The sequence below is a fragment of the Streptomyces sp. NPDC126497 genome (assembly GCF_040302425.1).
In the GTDB taxonomy this organism is placed as follows: Bacteria; Actinomycetota; Actinomycetes; order Streptomycetales; family Streptomycetaceae; genus Streptomyces.
Genome location: NZ_JBEORT010000027.1, coordinates 54525 through 72829, shown reverse-complemented (window position 1 = coordinate 72829; position 18305 = coordinate 54525). Strand labels below are relative to the sequence as shown.

At 73.5% G+C, this 18305-nt stretch carries 11 protein-coding genes; 9 read left to right on the top strand and 2 right to left on the bottom strand.

Features of this window, described 5'->3' with window-relative positions:
- Window positions 1-956 precede the first annotated feature (956 nt).
- Together ABTY20_RS14900 and ABTY20_RS14895 are read left to right on the top strand one after the other, a co-directional pair.
- Window positions 957-1709 (top strand): hypothetical protein, encoded by a 753-nt coding sequence (locus ABTY20_RS14900; protein WP_351997408.1) that lies wholly within the window; start codon window positions 957-959, stop codon window positions 1707-1709.
- 59 nt (window positions 1710-1768) lie between these two features.
- Window positions 1769-3043: a hypothetical protein gene (locus ABTY20_RS14895; RefSeq protein ID WP_351997407.1), complete on the top strand. Its 1275-nt coding sequence runs from the start codon at window positions 1769-1771 to the stop codon at window positions 3041-3043.
- A 54-nt stretch (window positions 3044-3097) separates the two neighbouring features.
- On the opposite strand, the gene ABTY20_RS14890 is transcribed toward ABTY20_RS14895, so the two are convergent.
- A complete protein-coding gene (locus tag ABTY20_RS14890) occupies window positions 3098-6412 on the bottom strand; it encodes a right-handed parallel beta-helix repeat-containing protein (RefSeq protein WP_351997406.1) in 3315 nt (1104 codons plus the stop codon).
- A 74-nt stretch (window positions 6413-6486) separates the two neighbouring features.
- Here ABTY20_RS14890 and ABTY20_RS14885 point away from each other — a divergent pair, with 74 nt between their 5' ends.
- Window positions 6487-7716 (top strand): S8 family serine peptidase, encoded by a 1230-nt coding sequence (locus ABTY20_RS14885; RefSeq protein ID WP_351997405.1) that lies wholly within the window; start codon window positions 6487-6489, stop codon window positions 7714-7716.
- Window positions 7717-7970: 254 nt separating this feature from the next.
- Here the strand turns inward: ABTY20_RS14885 and eccCa are convergent, their stop codons facing one another.
- The gene (gene eccCa / locus ABTY20_RS14880) at window positions 7971-11957 is read right to left on the bottom strand and encodes a type VII secretion protein EccCa (RefSeq protein ID WP_351997409.1); all 3987 of its coding nucleotides are present in this window, start codon (window positions 11955-11957) and stop codon (window positions 7971-7973) included.
- Between the two features lie 311 nt (window positions 11958-12268).
- On the opposite strand from eccCa, the gene eccD reads away from it, so the two are divergent.
- From eccD to ABTY20_RS14850, 6 genes are all read left to right on the top strand, one after another.
- Window positions 12269-13666, top strand: coding sequence for a type VII secretion integral membrane protein EccD (eccD, locus tag ABTY20_RS14875; protein ID WP_351997404.1), 1398 nt, complete (start codon window positions 12269-12271; stop codon window positions 13664-13666).
- A 17-nt stretch (window positions 13667-13683) separates the two neighbouring features.
- Entirely contained in the window at window positions 13684-15156 is a 1473-nt protein-coding gene (eccB, locus tag ABTY20_RS14870) for a type VII secretion protein EccB (RefSeq protein ID WP_351997403.1), read from the top strand.
- A 375-nt stretch (window positions 15157-15531) separates the two neighbouring features.
- Window positions 15532-15882, top strand: coding sequence for a hypothetical protein (locus tag ABTY20_RS14865; protein WP_351997402.1), 351 nt, complete (start codon window positions 15532-15534; stop codon window positions 15880-15882).
- 70 nt (window positions 15883-15952) lie between these two features.
- The gene (locus ABTY20_RS14860; RefSeq protein ID WP_351997401.1) at window positions 15953-16273 is read left to right on the top strand and encodes a WXG100 family type VII secretion target; all 321 of its coding nucleotides are present in this window, start codon (window positions 15953-15955) and stop codon (window positions 16271-16273) included.
- 29 nt (window positions 16274-16302) lie between these two features.
- Window positions 16303-16749 carry a type VII secretion system-associated protein gene (locus ABTY20_RS14855; protein WP_351997400.1) on the top strand — a complete coding sequence of 149 codons (447 nt, stop codon included), beginning with the start codon at window positions 16303-16305 and terminating at the stop codon, window positions 16747-16749.
- 12 nt (window positions 16750-16761) lie between these two features.
- A partial coding sequence (locus ABTY20_RS14850) for an AAWKG family protein (protein WP_351997399.1) occupies window positions 16762-18305 on the top strand: 1544 nt, incomplete at its 3' end.

The following is an 18305-nucleotide window of genomic DNA, read 5'->3' as shown; positions in this document are numbered from 1 at the left end:
CGACCCGCCCCGCACGGCCCGCCCCGGGCGACGCCGGTCCGCCGCCCGCCGGGCCCGCCCGCACCGCGCCGGCCGCGGCCCACGGTCCCGGCACGGGCACCGGTGGCCCGGGGGCCGCCGGGCCCGTCCGGACCCCGCCGCTCGCCGGGGTGGGCCGGGGGCCCGGCGGGACCGTCGCCGGCCCCTCGGCCGCCGGGCCCGGCGGGGCTCCGGCACCCGGCGGGGTGGTTCAGGGGTCCGGCACGACCCCTGCCCTTCCGGCCTCCGGACCCGGCGCCGGAGCGACCCGTCGGCGGACCGGTGCGGCGGTGGGCGGTCCGCCGGACCCCGGGTCCGGAGGCGGAGCGGCCCGCCCCGACGGTGTGACCGCCGACGGTCCGCGGGCCGCCGGGCCCGGGGCGCCGGTGCCCCCGCCCGCCGGGTCCCCGGTCGCCCCCCGGGACGGCGGGCCCGCCGAGGTGAACGGTCCTCCGGTCGCCGGGCCCGCCGCGTGCCCGGACGTCCGCGTGGACGCGGACGCCCCCGGCCGGCCGGCCGCCGGTGCGGGGGGGCCCGTGCCCCCGGAACCCCTCCGGGGGGGCGGGCCCGTACCGCCGTCGGAGTCCCCTCCGGCCGACGGGGCCGACGGGGCCGCCGGCCCCGGGGGAACGGGACCCGGGGCGGCCGTGCCCGCCGCGTCCTCGCAGTCCGGTCCGCAGGAGCGGTCCGCGCAGGCCGGGAACGGCGGCGGGAGCGAGCGGAGGGCTTCCGGACCGGGTGCGGCGCCGGACGGCGGGACGGGTCCGGGGGCCGCGGGGCCCCGGACCGCCTCCTCGGCCGGGTCGCGCCCCGGAACCGCCGGTGAGGGAAGCGACCCGGCGCCGGACGGTGACCGGGCCGGGCGCGTCGGGGCGGGGACGGGGCCGCGCGGGCGGAGCGGTGCGGCGCCCGCCCCGGACCGCGCCGCCCTCCCGTTCGTGCCCGGACACGTCAGCGGGGCCGCCGAGCGCGCCGCGTTCCGGGACGCCGCGGCCGGCGCCTGGGAGGGGCACGCCGCCGCCGTGTCCCGGGTGCTCACCCGGATGCCCGCCCTGCGCGGTCACGAGCTGGAGGCGGCACGCACCGACCTCGTCGCCGCGCACGCCTACCTCACCGCCGGGGAGGGGCCGCTGCACCACCGCGAGCTGATCCGGGACCTGCACACCGGCGGGGGACGCCTGCTGCCCTACGCCGGCTGCCTGGCGTCCGCCCTGCGCCGGCTCCCCTCCTACCGGGGCGTGGCCCTGCGCGGCGGGGACGCCGACGGCCCCGAACCGGCGGTCGGCACACTGCTGCACGACCCCGCCCCGGTCAGCGCCCTGACCGGGGCCTCGGCGCTCCCCGCCGGCTCCCCCGTGCGCTACGCGATCTGGTCCGTCACCGGACGCAAGGTACGGCAACTGCTCGACCGGCCGGGCGGTCCCACGGAGACGCACGAGGAGATCGTCTTCGTGCCGGGGACCGGCTTCCGGGTGCTGGGGGTGCGGACCGCGCCCGCGGGCCCCTCCGTCGTGCTGCTGCGCGAGCTCCCCGGGAACGCCACCGCCTACATGGACGGGTCGGAGGAACTGAGCGGCCTGGACCTCAAGGCCCTCACGCACCTCGACGAGGCGCTGGCCAAGGGCTTCCGCGTCGGTGACGGTCCGCAGTGGCCGGAACGCTGTTCCGGCCCCGTGGGCCAGGACGGATAGCGAGCGACGGGGAAGGCACCACCACCCATCACGCCCACAGTTCAAGGAGAACGATGGCAATGCGCAACCAATCGCCCCCCGACGGGCCCGACGGCACGGGCGGTTCGTCCGTCCGCAGGGCCGTCTCCCTCGGGACGGCGGCGGCCGACCCCGGTCCGATGCTGGCGCCGGCCGCACGGCGTACGGACGCACCGGAGCCGGCCGAGGGCGGCACCGGGGGAGCGGGGACGGCACGGCCGGCCCCGGACACCGCCGGGAGCGAGGCCGCTGCCGGGCGGCCCGCCGCCACGGGCGGCACGGCCGGGGAACCGGCCGCGACGGCCGCCGCACCCGACGCGTCCGCCGCACCGCAGCGGCCGGAGGCGGAGAGCGGGAGCACCGCCGAGCCGGCCACCGCCGTCCGGGCCGCCCCGGCCGCCGCAGCCGGCGAGGCCGGCGGGGTCGGCGGAATCGCCGCCGCCGCCGCTGCCGCCGGCGCCGGAGCGGACGGGCCGCCGTCCGGGAACCCGAAGAAGCCCCTGCTCGCCGCCGCCGGCATCGCGGGCGTCGTCCTCCTCGCCGTGCCGCTGCTGATCTGGGCCACGGACGACGCGCAGCAGAAGAAGAAGGACGACGTGGCGGTCGCCGCCGGGTCCGACACGCTCCTCGAGGAGGAGTCCCTGGAGGTGCCGAAGGGCGACTACGCCCCGGCGGAGCCCACGCCGGAGCCCTCGACGAAGAAGCCGTCCGCCAAGCCGAGATCCGTCGTCGAGAAGGCGCCCCCGGTGGTGGGCTCGGCGGCCCCGGTCAGCGAGTCGCCCAAGGCGACGGAGAAGGCGGAGAAGGCGGAGAAGGCGGAGAAGGCAAAGCCCCGGACCGCGAAGCGCGAGGCCCCCGGGCTCCCGGAGAACACCGCCGCCTACGCCGTCCGGCGGCTCGCCGCCGAGGATTCCGGCCGGCACATCTGCTACCGGGTCCACCGGAAGGGTGCCGGCTGGACGAACCCGAGGTGCGACGGGGCCATGTCGGGCAAGGGGCTGCCGATCACGGCCATCAACATCGCGGTGGTCGGCGCCAAGAAGGTGTCCGCCAACGAGTTCGTCCAGAAGGACGGCTGGACGACCGCGTGGTCGAGCGCGGCCGACGCGACGGATCTGACGCTGGGCAGCGACTCCCCGAACGCGCCGAACCTCAGCGGCTACGCCATCGGCGTCGACGACGGCAACGTCTGCCACCACCACAAGCTCGGCGGGCACGACTGGGGCGCCTACCTGTGCGAGTCGTCCCAGGGCTGGAGGTTCGGCGGGTCGCTGGAGCCGAACGTCTGGCTGGAGAGCGTCAAGTTCAACCTCTGAGGGACGCGACGGCGCGGCGGACGCCCGCCGGCACCGGCCGGCGGGCGTCCGTCCTCACCGGGAGGCCTGCCGGACGGGCAGGTCCTCCGGCAGCAGGGTGGTGAGGTCGGCGAGGCTGGGCGACTGCAGCCCGCCCAGCCGGCGGGCCTGGTTCGTCATCATCGTCTCCAGCAGCCGCCGGGCGAGCCGCGCGTTGCCGAAGGACCGGTCGCGCGGGATGGCGTCCACCTGGGCGCGCAGCGCCTCGACGGTCGCGTCGGCGCACTCGTACCCGGAGGCGGCGGCGTGCCGGGACACGATGGTGACCAGCTCGTCCGTGCTGTAGTCCTCGAACGTCACGAACTTGGAGAACCGGGAGGTCAGACCGGGGTTGGAGGCGAGGAAGCGCTCCATCTCCTCGGTGTACCCGGCGACGACGACCACGATCTCGTCGCGGTGGTCCTCCATCAGCTTCAGCAGGGTGTCGACGGCCTCCCGGCCGAAGTCGTTGGACGCCCCCTCGGGGGTCAGGGTGTAGGCCTCGTCGATGAACAGCACCCCGCCCAGCGCGCTGGTGAAGACGTCCTTGGTGCGCTGGGCGGTGTGACCGACGTACTGGCCCACCAGGTCCGCCCGCGCCACCTCCACCAGGGAGTCGCGGGGCAGCACCCCCAGCGAGTGCAGGAGCCTGGCGTACAGCCGGGCGACGGTGGTCTTGCCGGTGCCGGGCGGTCCGCTGAAGACCAGGTGGTTGCTGATCCGGGGGGCGGGCAGCCCCGCGGCGATCCGCTGCCGGGCGTTGGTCAGCAGGCTGACCAGGTCGGCGACCTCCCGCTTCACCGCGGCGAGCCCCACCATGGCGGTGAGTTCGGCCATCGGGTCGGACGCGTCGTCGGCGTCCCGCGCCGTGCCGCCGACGGCCGCCGCCTCCGCGTCGCCGACGTCCTGCGGCAGCAGCAGCGTCAGGTCCTTCTCCGCCGGGTCGGTCATGGCCGCGAGCCGGAACGCCTGCCGGTCCACCATGTCCTCGAACACGCCGCGGGCCGCACGGCCGTTGCCGAAGGTCGCGTCGCGCGTCATCTGCTCGAAGCGCACGGTGAGGGCCTCCCGGGTCAGCGGACCGAGCTCGAACTGGTGCCGGTGGCAGAGGCCCTCGGTGATGGTCACCAGTTCCTCCACCGCGTAGTTGCCGAACTCGATGGTGCGGGTGAACCGGGAGGCGAGACCCGGGTTGGCGGTGAGGAACGACTCCATCTGCTCGGAGTAGCCGGCCGCCACCACGACCACGTCGTCGCGGTGGTCCTCCATCAGCTTCAGCAGGGTGTCGACGGCCTCCCGGCCGAAGTCGTTGGAGGTTCCCTCGACGGTGAGCGTGTAGGCCTCGTCGATGAACAGCACCCCGCCCAGCGCGCTGGTGAACGCCTCGGTGGTCTTGATGGCCGTACCGCCGATGACCTGCGCGACGAGATCGGCGCGGGCGACCTCGACCAGGTGTCCGCTCCTGAGCACGCCCAGGTCCGCGAGGATGCTGCCGTAGAGGCGGGCGACGGTGGTCTTGCCGGTGCCGGGCGGCCCCGCGAAGACCAGGTGCCGGCTCATCGACGGGACCGGCATGCCGAGCCGGCGCCGGCGCTCCGCGAGCTGGTTCAGGTTGACCAGCGTGCGCACCTGGTGCTTGACGTTCTCCAGGCCGGTGAGCGCCTCCAGTTCGGCCAGCGGGCCCTCGGGTTCCGGCTCCTTGCCGGACCCGCCCGGGGCGCCGTCCTCGCCGGCCGTCCCGGCGGACTCGCCCCAGCTGTCCGGCAGGCCGTTGTCCGCGCTGGTCAGCAGCTCGACCGTGAGCCGTTCGCCCGCCCGGCCCTGGCGCAGTCCGGCGCCCCGGTTGTCGCGCACGACGCACCGGGTGACGTCGACCGGCTCGGCGCTGTCGACCCGTACGCCGTCGCCCGTGCTGCCGGTGATCTCGCAGGCGTCGAGGACGGCCCGGCCGCCGCGCGACACCTGGACGCCGTGGGCCCGCGAGCCGTGCACCCGGACCCGCTCCAGGGTGATCTCGGCGCCGTCCCGCACCCCGACCCCGGCGTCGGCGCTGTCGACGATCTCGCAGTCCCGCAGGGTGCCCCGGCCGCGTTCGCCGACGAGCAGGCCCGAGCGGGCGGCGGAGTTCAGCACGGTGTCGCTGATCTCGGGGTCGGCGTCGTCGTCGATGTGCAGCGCGCAGCCGCCGGCGGACTCGACCGCGCAGTGCTCGAGCCGGCCGCGGCCGTCGTCGGTGAACTCGACGCCGTGGCCGCCCGCACCGGTGATCCGGGCGTGGCGCAGCAGGGGATCGGCGGCGGAGCGCACCGAGACGCCGACCCCCGCCGCGTCCAGGACCTCCAGGCGTTCGAACTCGGCCATGGAGCCGTCCCAGAGCTGCACCGCCCCGGCGGTGTCGGCGCAGTCGCTCACCACGGTGTCCCGCAGCAGCGGGGCGCTGCCCTCGACGACCCGCACGGCGCCCTCGGTGGAGCCGTGGAACGAGCAGCCCTCCAGGGTGCCGCGCGAGCGGTCCAGGACGAGCAGCCCGCTGGTCCCGGTGCGCCGGGTGACGCACCCGCGCAGCACCGGGTCGGCCCCGCCGGAGATGACGACGCCGCTCTGCGCGAGGGACTCGAAGGAGGTCTCCTCGATCTCCGGGCGGGACATGCTGGTCACCAGCAGCCCCACCGAGGTGTGGTGCACGACGCACCGCAGCACCCGGGTCGAGCTGTGGCCCTCCAGGGCGATGGCGGGCTTGTCGGTGCCGGAGATGTCGCAGCCCTCCACGGTGCCCCGGGCCTCGCCGCTCGCCAGGACGCCGTTGGCCCGCGCGCCGCGGATGCGGCAGTCGCGGACCAGGGGCCCGGCACTCTCGCCGATGACCACCGCGGAGGTGCCGAAGTTCTCGAACACGCAATTCTCGACGACGCTCTCGGACTCCGAGGAGTCGACGAGCCCGGCGCCGCCCGGGTTGCCGATCCGGCAGCCGCGGGCGGCCAGCGACCCCTTGCCGCGGACCAGCAGCGCCGTCCATCCGGCACCGGTCACGGTGCACCCGTCGAGGGCGGCCTGACCGGCGGGCACGTCCACGACCGCGGCCTCCTTGTCGCGGCCCCGGAGGGTGAGGGCGCTGAGCATCACGGCGTCGGCCATGAGGGTGACGGCGGTGCCGTCCCGCGGGCAGAGCTCGACGGTGCCCGGCTCGCCCTCGCCGACGATCGTCACCCGGTGCCGGATGACGAGGTTCTCGGCGTAGCGGCCGGGACGGACCCGGATCACCGCCCCGGTACGGGCCTGGGCCAGTGCCTCACCGATCGTCCGGAATCCGTCCGACCGTTCCGGGCCGACCGTGAGTATCTGACGTGCCACGCCTCGAACCTCCTTGTGCTGCTGCGGTAGTTGGCGTTGTGTGCCGTACATCTTGTGTGCCTATCATGCGGCTCATGCGGAATGTCATGAAAAGCCGGGGTGTGGGCTGCGTGCTGGCGATCGCCGTGGTCCTGCCGGCCGTCGGCGGGCCGGCCTTCGCCCTCCCCGCCGCCCCGGCCGCTCTCCCGGGGAGTCCCGGTGCCGGTGATCCGGGGGCCACGCTGCTGCCCCCGCTGCCCGTCCGGCTCGGCGAGGACAGCCCGTGCACCGGGGCCTCCGGGCGGACGGCCACCGGAGCGGCGTGGTCGCAGACGGCGCTCGGACTCTCCCGGGCCCAGCGGATCTCGCGCGGCGACGGCGTGACCGTCGCGGTGGTCGACACCGGCGTCTCCACCGGCGTCCCCAGCCTGTCCGGCAGGGTGGAGGCCCTGGGCGCGGCGGCCGAGGACTGCGTGGGCCACGGCACGTTCGCCGCCGGCCTGATCGCCGCCGCACCGGAGAAGGGCAGCGGCATCACCGGGGTCGCCCCACGGGCGGAGATCCTCGCCCTGCCGGGCACCGACGACCGGGGAGTGCCCTCCGTGGAACGCGTGGCCGCCGGCATCCGGACGGCGGCGGACCGCGGCGCGCAGGTCATCTACGTCGGCCAGGCCCTGCGCACCGGCAAGACCGAACTCACCGCGGCCGTCGCCCACGCCACCCGGCGCGACGCGCTGGTCGTCGCCCCCGCCGCCCCGGACGCCGTGCCCCGCGAGGAGCAGGGACCCGGCGGCGAGCTGCCCCGGGGCCCGTACTGGCCGGCCGCGGCGCCCGGCGCGCTCGCCGTCGTGGACTTCGGCCCCGGCGGCGTACGGCAGAAGAACGCGCCGCCCGCCCACGAGCCCGACCTGTCCGCGCCCGGCGACGAGATGGTCAGCGTCGGCCCCCGGGGCACCGGCCACTACATCGGCTCCGGCGCCTCGCTGGCCGCCGCGGGCGTCGCGGGCGCCGCCGCACTCGCCCGCGCCTACCACCCCGGCCTCTCGGCGGCCGAGGTCACCCGCCGTCTCCTCGACACCGCCTACCCCTCGGACACCCCCCGCCTGGACCCGTACGCCGCCCTGTCCCTGATCCAGGACCGGACGCGACCCTCCGCGCGGACCCCCGCCCCCGCCCACATGCCGTCCCCCGCGGACCCCGCCCCCCGCACCCGCTCCCTGACGATCGCGGCCGTGGGCCTGACGACGGTCCTCCTCCTGGCAGCCCTGGCCGCGGTCGTCCCCCGAGGCAGGGCCAGGAACTGGCGCCCCCCGACCACCCCCTAGCAACGCATCCACCGCTCCCGCGGGCCGTCGTGCCTCCCCCGGAGCCCGAGAGGGCCTGGGAGGTGCCCCCGGGGCGAGGAGGGTCCCCCCGCTCGAACGGAGCCGGGAGTGGGGGAGGGCGGGCGAGGGGGGTCCCCCCGCTCGAGCGGAGCCGGGAGCGGGGGAGGCGCCCCGCAAGCGCCGGGCCGCGCGATCACCCCCCGCCCCGCACTCACCCCGCACACCCCGCGGATCCCGGCCCGGACGCGGACGCCTCACGACGCGCCCCCCACGAGCCCCGTCTGCACCTGCAAGGTCTTGCGCCGGGCGATCCGGACCGCCCGCCCCGGAATCAGCTCCCGCCCCTTCACGCTGCCGAAGAGATACCCCTCGCTCGGCGGACACGACATCAGCAGCCCGGGCGTGTTGACCTCCTGCAGCCTCCGCAGCAACGACTCGTTCAGCCCCCGCCCGGCCCCCGCCGACGACCGCGCCACCACCAGGTGCAACCCCACCTCGTGCCCCAGCGCCAGATGGTCGAGGAGCGGGGCGAACGGCTGCGTCATCGGCCCGCCGCCCACCATGTCGTAGTCGTCGACCAGGATGAACAGCCGAGGCCCCTGCCACCAGTCGCACAACCGCATCCGCGACGGAGCGATGTCCTCGCCCGGAACCCGCTGCTTGACCGCCCGCGCAGCCCCGTCCACCAGGTCCCTCAGCATGTCCAGGGAGACCGCGTGCCCCAGCCGGTACGCCTCCGGCACGCTCTCCACCAGCTCCCGCCGGTAGTCCACCGTCATGATCCGCGCCTCGGCCGGCGTGTACCGCTCGGTGATGCCGCGCGCGACCAGCTTCAGCAGGTTCGTCTTGCCGCTCTCCGTGTCGCCCACCACGATCAGGTGCGGGTTCTCGGCGAAGTCGTGCCACACCGGCGCGAGTTCGTTCTCGTCCAGACCGATCGCGATCCGCAGCCCGTTCTCGCCCTCCGGCTCCGGCAGCTCCTCCACCGGCAGCGTCGAAGGCAGCATCCGCACCCGGGGCGCGGCGGGCCCCGTCCAGTTCTCGCCGATCGCGGCGACCAGCCCCGCGACCCCGTCCGCGAGGTCGTCGGCGTCCTCGACCCCGTCGACGCGCGGCAGCGCCGACAGGTAGTGCAGCTTGTCCGGGGTCAGTCCCCGCCCCGCGCTGCGCGGGACCGTCGCCGCCTTCCGGGAGTCGATCTGGGAGTCCATCGGATCACCCATCCGCAGCTCCAGCCGGGTCCCGGTCTGGTCGCGCACCGAGGACGACAGCTCCACCCAGCGGGCGGTGGTGACCATCAGGTGGACGCCGTAGTTGAGCCCGCGGGCGGCCAGCGCGTTGAACGTGGCGATGTGCCGGTCGAAGTCCTGGCGCACGGTCGCCCAGCCGTCGACGACCAGGAAGACGTCCCCGTGCGGCTCGTCGGGGAACTCGCCCGCCGCGCGCCGCTTGCGGTAGGTCGCCATGGAGTCGACGCCGTGCTCCAGGAAGAACCGCTCCCGCCGGGCGAGCAGTGTGGTGACCTCCGCGATCGTACGGCCCACCCGTTCGGTGTCCACCCGCGCCGCGACCCCGCTCATGTGGGGCAGCCCGTCCAGTGAGGCCAGCGTGCCGCCACCGAAGTCGAGGCAGTAGAACTGGACCTCGCGCGGGGTGTGGGTGAGCGCCAGCGCGGTGATGAGGGTCCGCAGCAGCGTGCTCTTGCCGCTCTGCGGCCCCCCGGCGATGGCCACGTGGCCGCCGGCCGCCGACAGGTCCACGGTCAGCAGGTCGCGCAACTGGTCGAAGGGCCGGTCCACGACGCCGACCGGCACGGTGAGCCGTCCCCGCAACGGCCAGTCGGCCGTGGTCAGGCCGTAGCGCGGATCGGGGGAGAGCGGGGGCAGGATCTGGTCCAGGGTGGCCGGCCGGTCCAGCGGCGGCAGCCACACCTGGTGCGCGGGCGGCCCCGCCCCGCGCAGCCGGTCGAGCGCCACCGACAGCAGCGTCTCCCCGCCGCCGTCCCCCTCGCCCTCCGGCTCGGGCTCCGGCTCGTCGGGCCCGCCCGCCGGATCGGGGTCGGCGGGGGCGCGCGGCACCACCCACTCCGCCGTCCACGGCACCACCTGACGCGCCACCTGCGCCTGCACCACGGCCCGCCGCCGCCGGTACGGCCCCGAGACGTACGCGGCCCGGAACCGGGTCAGCGCGTCGACACCGCTCTTGAGGAACCCGGCACCCGGCTGCGCGGGCAGCTCGTAGGCGTCCGGCACGCCCAGCACGCCCCGGCTCTCCATCGCGGAGAACGTCCGCAGACCGATCCGGTACGACAGGTGGCTCTCCAGCTGGTGCATGCGGCCCTCGTCCAGCCGCTGCGAGGCCAGCAGCAGGTGGACCCCGAGACTGCGCCCGAGCCGGCCGATCATCACGAACAGCTCCATGAAGTCGCGGTGCGAGGCGAGCAGTTCGCTGAACTCGTCGACCACCACGAACAGGCTGGGCAGCGGCTGCAGCGGCGTCCCGGACTGCCGCGCCTTCTCGTACTCCAGCGCGGAGGTGTAGTTCCCGGCGGCGCGCAGCAGCTCCTGCCGCCGGATCAGCTCCCCGTGCAGGGCGTCCTGCATCCGCGCCACCAGCGCCACCTCGTCGGCGAGGTTGGTGATGACCGCCGAGGTGTGCGGCAGCTCGTCGAGGCCGAGGAAGGTCGCGCCGCCCTTGAAGTCGACGAGGACGAAGTTCAGCGTCTCGGAGGAGTTGGTCAGCGCCAGTCCCAGCACCAGCGTGCGCAGCAGCTCGCTCTTGCCGGAGCCGGTGGCGCCGATCAGCATGCCGTGCGGTCCGGTGCCGCCCTGCGCGGACTCCTTGATGTCCAGCTCCACCGGCCTGCCCTCACCGCTCACCGCGATCGGCACCCGCAGCCGGGCACTGCCGGTCGCCTTCTCCCACAGCGTGGCCGGGTCGTGCCGGTGCAGATCGGGGATGTTCAGCAGCGAGGTCAGCTCGACGTCGTCGGCGAGCGGCCTGGAGTCGTCGCCGCCCACGCTCATCCGGTACGGCGCCAGCAGCCGGGCGAGCGCGAGCGCGCCCGCCGTGCCCAGCCGGTCGGGCCGGCCGAGCACCGTGGACTGCTCCTTGCGGTCGCGGTCGGTGCGCACCAGCGCGACACCGGCCTCGTCCACCTCCAGGCGCAGCGTGGTCCGGCCGGGCTTCCAGGCGAGCGCCCCGGTGAGGTCGAGCACCACCGCGTTGCGGAAGCCGTGCCCGTCGAAGCGGTGCCCGGCCGGCACCGTGCAGCCGTCGATCACGACGACCGTGTACGGCTCCTCACGTCCCGGGACCGCGTCGGGGTCGGCGCCCGGCCGTTCCAGGAACTCGGCGCCGAGCAGGTTCTCCAGCTCGGTGAAGGCCGAGGCGATCAGACGGGCCGGTCCGGCGCCGTCCTCCTCGTGCCGGTGCAGGCTGTGCGGCAGCCACTTCGCCCACTCCCACTCCGCGCGCCGCTCGTCCGAGACGCACAGCGCGATCCACAGGTCGTCGGGGGAGTGGAACACCGCCAACTGCGCGAGCAGGGCCCGGACCTGGGCGCGTATCCGCTCCTCGTCCCCGCGGAACAGCACCTTCGACCAGGCCCGCAGGTAGATCGCGATGGGCTGGTCCCGGACGGTGGAGTAGGCCCGGGTGAAGCTGCGCAGCGCGTGCGCGCTCAGCGGCTCCAGGTCCTCGACGGGCTTGGTCGACAGCGGCGTCAGTTTCATCGCGAGACGCTGGTCGCCCACGCCCATCCGCACCTCGGCGAAGTCCTCGTCCGACGACCGCCGCTCCCACAGCCGGGTGCTGCGCACCAGCGACGACAGCGCGTCGGGTTCCGGATGGCGCCAGGCGAGGGCGCGCTGCTGCTCGACGATGGACGCCCGCACCAGGCGCCGGGTCTGCCGCAGGTAGCGCAGGTAGTCGCGGCGCTCGCCCTTCATCCGCTGCTTGCGTTCGCCGTTGCGGCGCATGACCTGACCGAGCATCATGCCCGCCGACGCGATCACCATCACACCGAGCGCGATGTAGATGAATCCGCCACTGCCCTGGCTCATCCCCGGCCGCATGAACATCAGCATCATGGAGACCGACATCAGCGCCATCGGCAGATACGTCCACACCGCGGAACTGTCCGGCACGACTTCCGGGAGCGTGGGCGGCTCCTGGAGACTCAGTTCCCCCGACGGCATTTCCGGCCCTTTGCGGCGGGCCGGGCGGCGGAACAGGATCACGCTCAACGAACGTCCTCCTCAACGATTTCTGAAGGAATTCCGGGGGAACCCCGCGTAAACGTCGCGGAAACGTCGCGGGTTTGTCCGTAAAGGGTCAGAGTCCCGCGCGACGGCGTCGGGAAAATGACCGGGAGGTGTCGTGAAGCCGAACTCCCGGAGTGGTGTTGCGAAAAGCCCGGCACACGGTCAAACTCGTCGGCGCATGCCCCGTCCGACTTCTCCGTCGCGTTCGGCGACCGGCCGGTGTGCCGCTGCCACCTTCCAGCCACCGCGTATCGCGTGGTCCGCCAGAAAGTGTGAACCCCGAACCCATGACCGACATTCAGACGGCGAGCCTGTGCCGCGTCACCGTACGTGCTCCGGCCAGGACCGTCGACCTGGCCGTGCCCTCCGACGTCCCCGTCGCCGACCTGCTGCCCACAGTGATCGGTTACGGAGGGGACGACCTGGAGGAATCCGGCCTGGAGCACGGAGGCTGGGTGCTCCAGCGCCTCGGCGGTCCACCGCTCGACCCCGAGAGTACCTTGGACTCCCTCGGTCTGCGGGACGGAGAGGAGCTTCATCTGCGGCCGCGCACCGAGGCGTTGCCCGAGGTGCACATCGACGACCTGGTCGACGGCATCGCCGACGGCATGGACCGCAGGCCGCACGGCTGGAGTCCTCAGGCCGGCCGGCGGTTGCTGCTCGGACTGGCCGCGGCCACCCTCACGCTGGGCATCGTGCTGCTGGCCATGCCGGGCACGGCGGGCTGGACGCGGGCCGTCGCCGCCTCGGCCGCCGGACTGCTGCTGATCGCCGGGGCGGGCTCCGCCTCCCGTGCCGTCGGGGACGCCGGAGCCGGCTCGGTGCTCGGTCTCATGGCGGCCCCCTACTTCGCCCTGGCGGGCTGGCTGCTGCCCGGCGGTGACCTGGGCGGCGCCGACGGCGAGGCCGTCCTCGGCGCCCGGCTGCTGGCGGCGTCCGCGGCCGGCGGCGCGGGCGCGGTGCTCGCCCTGGCGGCGGTCGGGGTGTACCCGGCGCTGTTCGTCGGCGCGGCCTGCGTCGCGGCGGCGGGCGCGCTCGGCGCCGCCCTGATCACCCTGGACCTGGCGCCGCAGCAGGCGGCCGCCGTGGTGGCCGTGGTGGTGGTGCTCTTCGGCGGGTTCGTCCCGTCGCTGTCGTTCCGGCTGGCCGGCATGCGGATGCCGCCCCTGCCGACCAACGTCCAGCAGTTGCAGCAGGGCATCGACCCGTACTCCTCCTCGGACGTCGACGCGCGCTCCGCGCTGGCGGACGGCTGGATGACCGCCCTCTACGGCGCCATCGGCCTGGTCTGCCTGCCCTGCCTGGTGGCGCTCATGGCCGCGCCGGGCCTCGCCGAGGTGCTCACCGTCGTGGCCCTCTCCCTGCTCCTGCTGCTGCACAGCCGGGGGCTGGGCAACGTCTGGCAGCGGCTGGCGCTGACCTGCGCCGGGGCCTGGGGCACGGTCCTGCTGCTGTTCGTCTCCGCGCGCTCCCTCGCCCCGGCGGACCGGCTGACCCTGACGGCCGGCCTGATGGGGCTGGCCGCCGCGATCACCATCGCCTCGTGGACCGTGCCCGGGCGGCGGCTCGTCCCGTACTGGGGGCGCGCGGCCGAACTGCTGCACTCGCTCGCCGCCCTCGCCATCCTGCCGCTGACGCTCTGGTCGATGGGCGTCTACGGCCGGCTCCGCGGCATCAACGGCTGACCCGGGAGAACGGCGACATGCACAGCAAGCGCGACCAAGTACAGGCGCACCTCTTCATCATGGGCCGACTGGCCTCGGCGATGCTGCGCTCGGAGCCCGACGCCCCGGAGAGTCCGCTGGGCCGGACCAACCGCGGCGCCGCGATCGGCGTGATCATCGCCGTGCTGGTGTGCGCCGGCGCCTTCGTCTTCGGACTCATCAAGCCCGGCGGCAACGACTCGTGGCGCTCGGGGGAGAACCTGATCGTCGACAAGCAGACCGGCGCGCGCTACCTGTACCTGGACGGACGGCTGCGCCCGGTGCGCAACCACGCGTCGGCCCGGCTGGTCACCGGCGGTGAGATCGGCGTCACCACGGTGGGCACGTCCTCGCTGGCCGGCACCCCGCACGGAACACCCGTCGGCATCCCCGACGGGCCCGAGGCGCTGCCGGGCACGGGTGACCTGGACCGGGGCCCCTGGCTGGTGTGCTCGGACGTCCTGCCGCGGACGACGGGCGTCGTCACGGCGACCACCACGCTCGTCCTCGGCGCCGACGCCCCGCAGGACGTGCCCGGCGGCAGGCGCCTGGGCGAGGACGAGGGACTGCTGGTCACCGGCCCCGACGACGCCGCGTACCTGCTGTGGCGGGGCAGCCGGCTGCGGCTGGACGGGCGGGCGAAGGCGGCCGAGGCCCTCGGGTACGGCGACGTCACCCCGCGTCCCGTCTCCGCGGCGTTCCTCGACGCCTTCCCGCTGGGACCCGACCTGGCCCCCGCCGACGTACCCGGCCGGGGCGAGAAGGGCCCCGAGCTGGCCGGGCGGGACACCAGGATCGGGCAGCTCTTCAAGGTCGACGTGCCCGGCTCCGCCACCCGCCACCACCTGCTCACGCGGGAGGGCCTGGTCCCCCTCACCGACACCGGCGCCGCCCTCCTGCTGGGCGACCCGCGCACCCGGGAGAAGGCGTACGGCGGGGGCGCCGCGACCGTGGCGACGCTCGGCGCGGACACCCTGGCCGGGCACCTCGCCCCCGACGCGCGGAGCGCGGAGTCGGCGAGGCTGCCCGCGACGCCGCCGAAGACGGTCGCCGTCGCCACCGGCTCGGTGGCCTGCGCCGAGGTCGACTCCGCGGACTCCGGTGTGCGGGTGGGCGCGTCGGTGCTGCCCCGAAGCTCCCTGCCCGGGGCCGTGCAGGCGCCGGCGCCCGAGGTCGAACCGGGCTGCCTGAAGGTCGACTCCATCGCCGTACGGGCCGGGAAGGGCGCGCTGGTACGGGCGTTGAGCGCGAGCGGCAGCGCGCTGGGCGACACCACGTACCTGGTCACGGACGAGGGCGTGAAGTACCGGCTGCTGTCCCGGGAGGCGGTGAAGGCGCTGGGCTACGAGGGCGTCGAGGCGCGGACGATGCCGTCCCCGATGCTGGCCATGCTGCCCAGCGGCCCGGACCTGACCCCCGAGGCGGCGGCCGAGGGCGAGGCGCGGGTGACGCTGCGGTGCCCCGGGCGGTAGCGGGCGGGAGGGGCGGACGACGGGCCCCGCCGGTGATCGTCCGGAAGGGGAATTCTTGGCGTCCGTCCGGTCACCGCGCGTTGAACCGGACATCCGGCGGTGTCCGGCGGACGGCGCCGGGTGCCCGATCTGTCCGGCTGAATTCACCGTGCCGCTCACTTGAGCGGCGCGAATTCCGGGTTATTGCTCACATGAGCTTCCCGGGAGGGGAGTCGGTGGTTCCGCAGGAAATTGCCAAACAAGTTGCGGCCTGCATAGCATCTGGCCACCCCATGACCCCGGCGAATCATCCGTGATCGCAGGAACGTTCTGTCTGCCCACGGAGCGACATGGGGGCCGCAGCCCGGTGAGTGTCACCGAAAAGGGAGTTCTCTCATGGCCATGCAGCAGTCCGAAGAGCGCGCGACCCGCAACGGGATCATGGCGCTGGAACAGGCCTTCACCGGTGTCCAGCGCTGTCAGCAGGACGTCCAGACCACGTCGCACACGCTCGCCGCGAATTACGGGGGCGTGGACGGCGGAAAGTACAAGAAACTGCTGGAGCAGTGGGACGAGCACGTCGACACCATCCTGATCAACCTGGACCGGATGGTCGACGAGCTCAACACCACCCTCACCGAGCACGGGCTGGTGCAGGGGTCCACCAGCGACGCGATCGACTCGGAGTACTCGCGTTCCACGCAGGTGTTCGACGAGCTCAACGGCACCAACACGTCGTCGAACTGATCCCCGGCGCCCCCGGCGGACCCCCACGCCCCTCAACTCTCGTCGTTCTCCCGGTGAATCGAGGACTCTGATGGACTTCTCCGACGGCTACATCTACGTCGACTACAACCATGCCGAAGGCGCGGCCGACGACATGGTCAGCCAGTCCCAGGCGATCATGAGCATTCTGGCCAACCTGGAGATGGAACTGGCCGAACTCCGCAACAGCTGGATCGGTGACGACCGGGACGTCTACAGCGAGGTCCAGGCGAAATGGGACAACGCCGTCGAGAACATCAAGACCCTGCTCGCCAACCACTCCGGTCTGCTCACCGAGATCTCCCACCGCTACCGTTACACGGAGCAGAACCTGACGCAGCGGTGGGGCGACATCAGGATCGGCAGCCGCTGACGGCCGGCCGGTGACGGAAGGGTGATCGCGTGGCCGTCACGGTCCTCGACAGCACGTTCCTGAAGAATTTCATCAACAACCAGATCGATGGATTCCGGACGTCCCTGGAGAACATCCTCAAGGACAGCCCGACCGCCGGTCCGGCGATCTCGTTCATCGCGGACAGCATCTCGACCACGACGATCCTGTCCTCGAAGCCGCTCGTCCTCGGCCCCATGGCCGACGAGAACAGCGTGGTCGGCGGGGGATCCCTGAACAAGGTGATCCAGCAGGGCGCGGGCGAGGTCGAACGCATCCTGGAGGACCAGACCGTCCTCTTCGAGGACCTCGAACAGGCGCTGTGGGACACGATCGACGAGCTGGCCAAGGCCCAGGGGAAGAACCTCGAGAACATCACCGCGGACGAGTTCATGGACATCTTCGAGGATGTCGACAGTGACCTCGGCAATTCGGGTGGAAACGAAGAGGAAGAGTAGCGGAGTCCGGCGATGGCCAGCCCCAAGGACAACAACGACGACTACTGGAAGAAAGCGGTCGACCTGCTCACCGGCTACGTTCTGCCGGAGCGGAAGACGTTGTTCGACACCCTCAAGGGCAACGACGGCATCCCGATGATCCACGTCCGGGTGGAGGACGAGGGCGGTCCGGGTTATTCGTCGGGTTTCCTGTCCTCGGGTGGTTGGGGCACGCGCAACACCAACTACACCATCCCGTACTACCAGCCGGCCGGAAACGGCACGGACGTCTCCGACGGCAGCCACCTCTACCGGTACCGCGTGTACATCACCTTCCTCGCCACGCCCTCGGCCGCGCCCCCGAGCGGGGAGAACGTGATCGCGAAGTTCGAGAAGACGAGCAAGGTCCTGATGGACAAGGGCGGCTCGAACAGCGAGGGCGAGAAGCTCGACTGGGACACCAGCGCCCTGGTCCAGTACATCTACGGTTCCAAGGCCGCCCTCGATCAGCTGACGATGTGGCCCTACTCCACCCATGGTTTCGAGGACCGCGGCATCAAGGTGAGCGACGGCACCTACGTCGACCTGCTCACCTTCACGAAGACGGCCCAGGCGTTCGACCGGGTCGTCAAGTTCTTCCAGGACAGCGCGGTCACCATCGGCACGTGGGACACCGAGAACATCGGAGAGGGCAGCGACTCCTGGGACGGCACGTCGGCCGCCATCTTCAAGGAGCTCATCCACAAGCTGGCCCGGAACTACGAGGGGTACGCCGACCAGATCGACGGCAAGGGCACCGGGGGCTCCGCGGTCACCATCGACATGGTGACGGTGACGTCCGAGCCGGCCCGGGCGCTGGCCGCGGCCCAGGGTGTGGTCCTCGAGCAGGCGCAGAACCTGCGCAACGCCTGGGTGGCGTGGAGGGCCGAGAGCAACCCGCAGCGCTGGCTCTACGACATGCTGGAGCAGGCCCGGTACAACCTCATCGACGACCAGTTCGACAAAACCGACTTCGAGACGGTGTCCAGTGGCTCCGGGCCGTACACCACGTGGCACAACTACGTGGTGTCGACCCCCGGCTTCCGGAACGAGATCGTCATCGACGGGAAGCCGTACGGCAAGCCGAGCGACATGACCACGTGGAAGGCGGTCGCCGACGAGGCGGTGCGCCGGTGGGAGCAGTCCGTGCAGGACTGGCTCAGCACGAAGGGCGCCGAGGCCATCGTGGCCATCAACAAGGCGTTCAAGGAAGCCGAGAAGGCGTTCGACACCAGCATCACCGACAAGGACGACCGCTCCCTCTCGGAGATCTCCGCCAAGGAAGAGGCCGCCGCCGAGAAGAAGAAGGCGGAGGCCGAAGCGGCGGCCGCCAAGGCGGCGGCGGAGAAGGAGAAGGCCGAGGCCAAGGCGGCGGCGGAGAAGGAGAAGGCGGAGGCCAAGGCCGAGCGGGACCGCGAGAAGGCGGCGGCGGAGAAGGAGAAGGCCGAGGCCAAGGCGGCGGCGGAGAAGGAGAAGGCCGAGGCCAAGGCCGAGCAGGCGGCTGCCAAGGAAGCGGCGGAGAAGGAGAAGGCGGAGGC

What these genes read in the sequence shown, in the direction of transcription:
- ABTY20_RS14895 (WP_351997407.1), top strand. Translation starts at nt 1,769, where the DNA reads ATGCGCAACCAATCGCCCCCCGACGGGCCCGACGGCACGGGCGGTTCG.
- ABTY20_RS14885 (WP_351997405.1), top strand. Translation starts at nt 6,487, where the DNA reads ATGCGGAATGTCATGAAAAGCCGGGGTGTGGGCTGCGTGCTGGCGATC.
- eccD (WP_351997404.1), top strand. Translation starts at nt 12,269, where the DNA reads ATGACCGACATTCAGACGGCGAGCCTGTGCCGCGTCACCGTACGTGCT.
- eccB (WP_351997403.1), top strand. Translation starts at nt 13,684, where the DNA reads ATGCACAGCAAGCGCGACCAAGTACAGGCGCACCTCTTCATCATGGGC.
- ABTY20_RS14865 (WP_351997402.1), top strand. Translation starts at nt 15,532, where the DNA reads ATGGCCATGCAGCAGTCCGAAGAGCGCGCGACCCGCAACGGGATCATG.
- ABTY20_RS14860 (WP_351997401.1), top strand. Translation starts at nt 15,953, where the DNA reads ATGGACTTCTCCGACGGCTACATCTACGTCGACTACAACCATGCCGAA.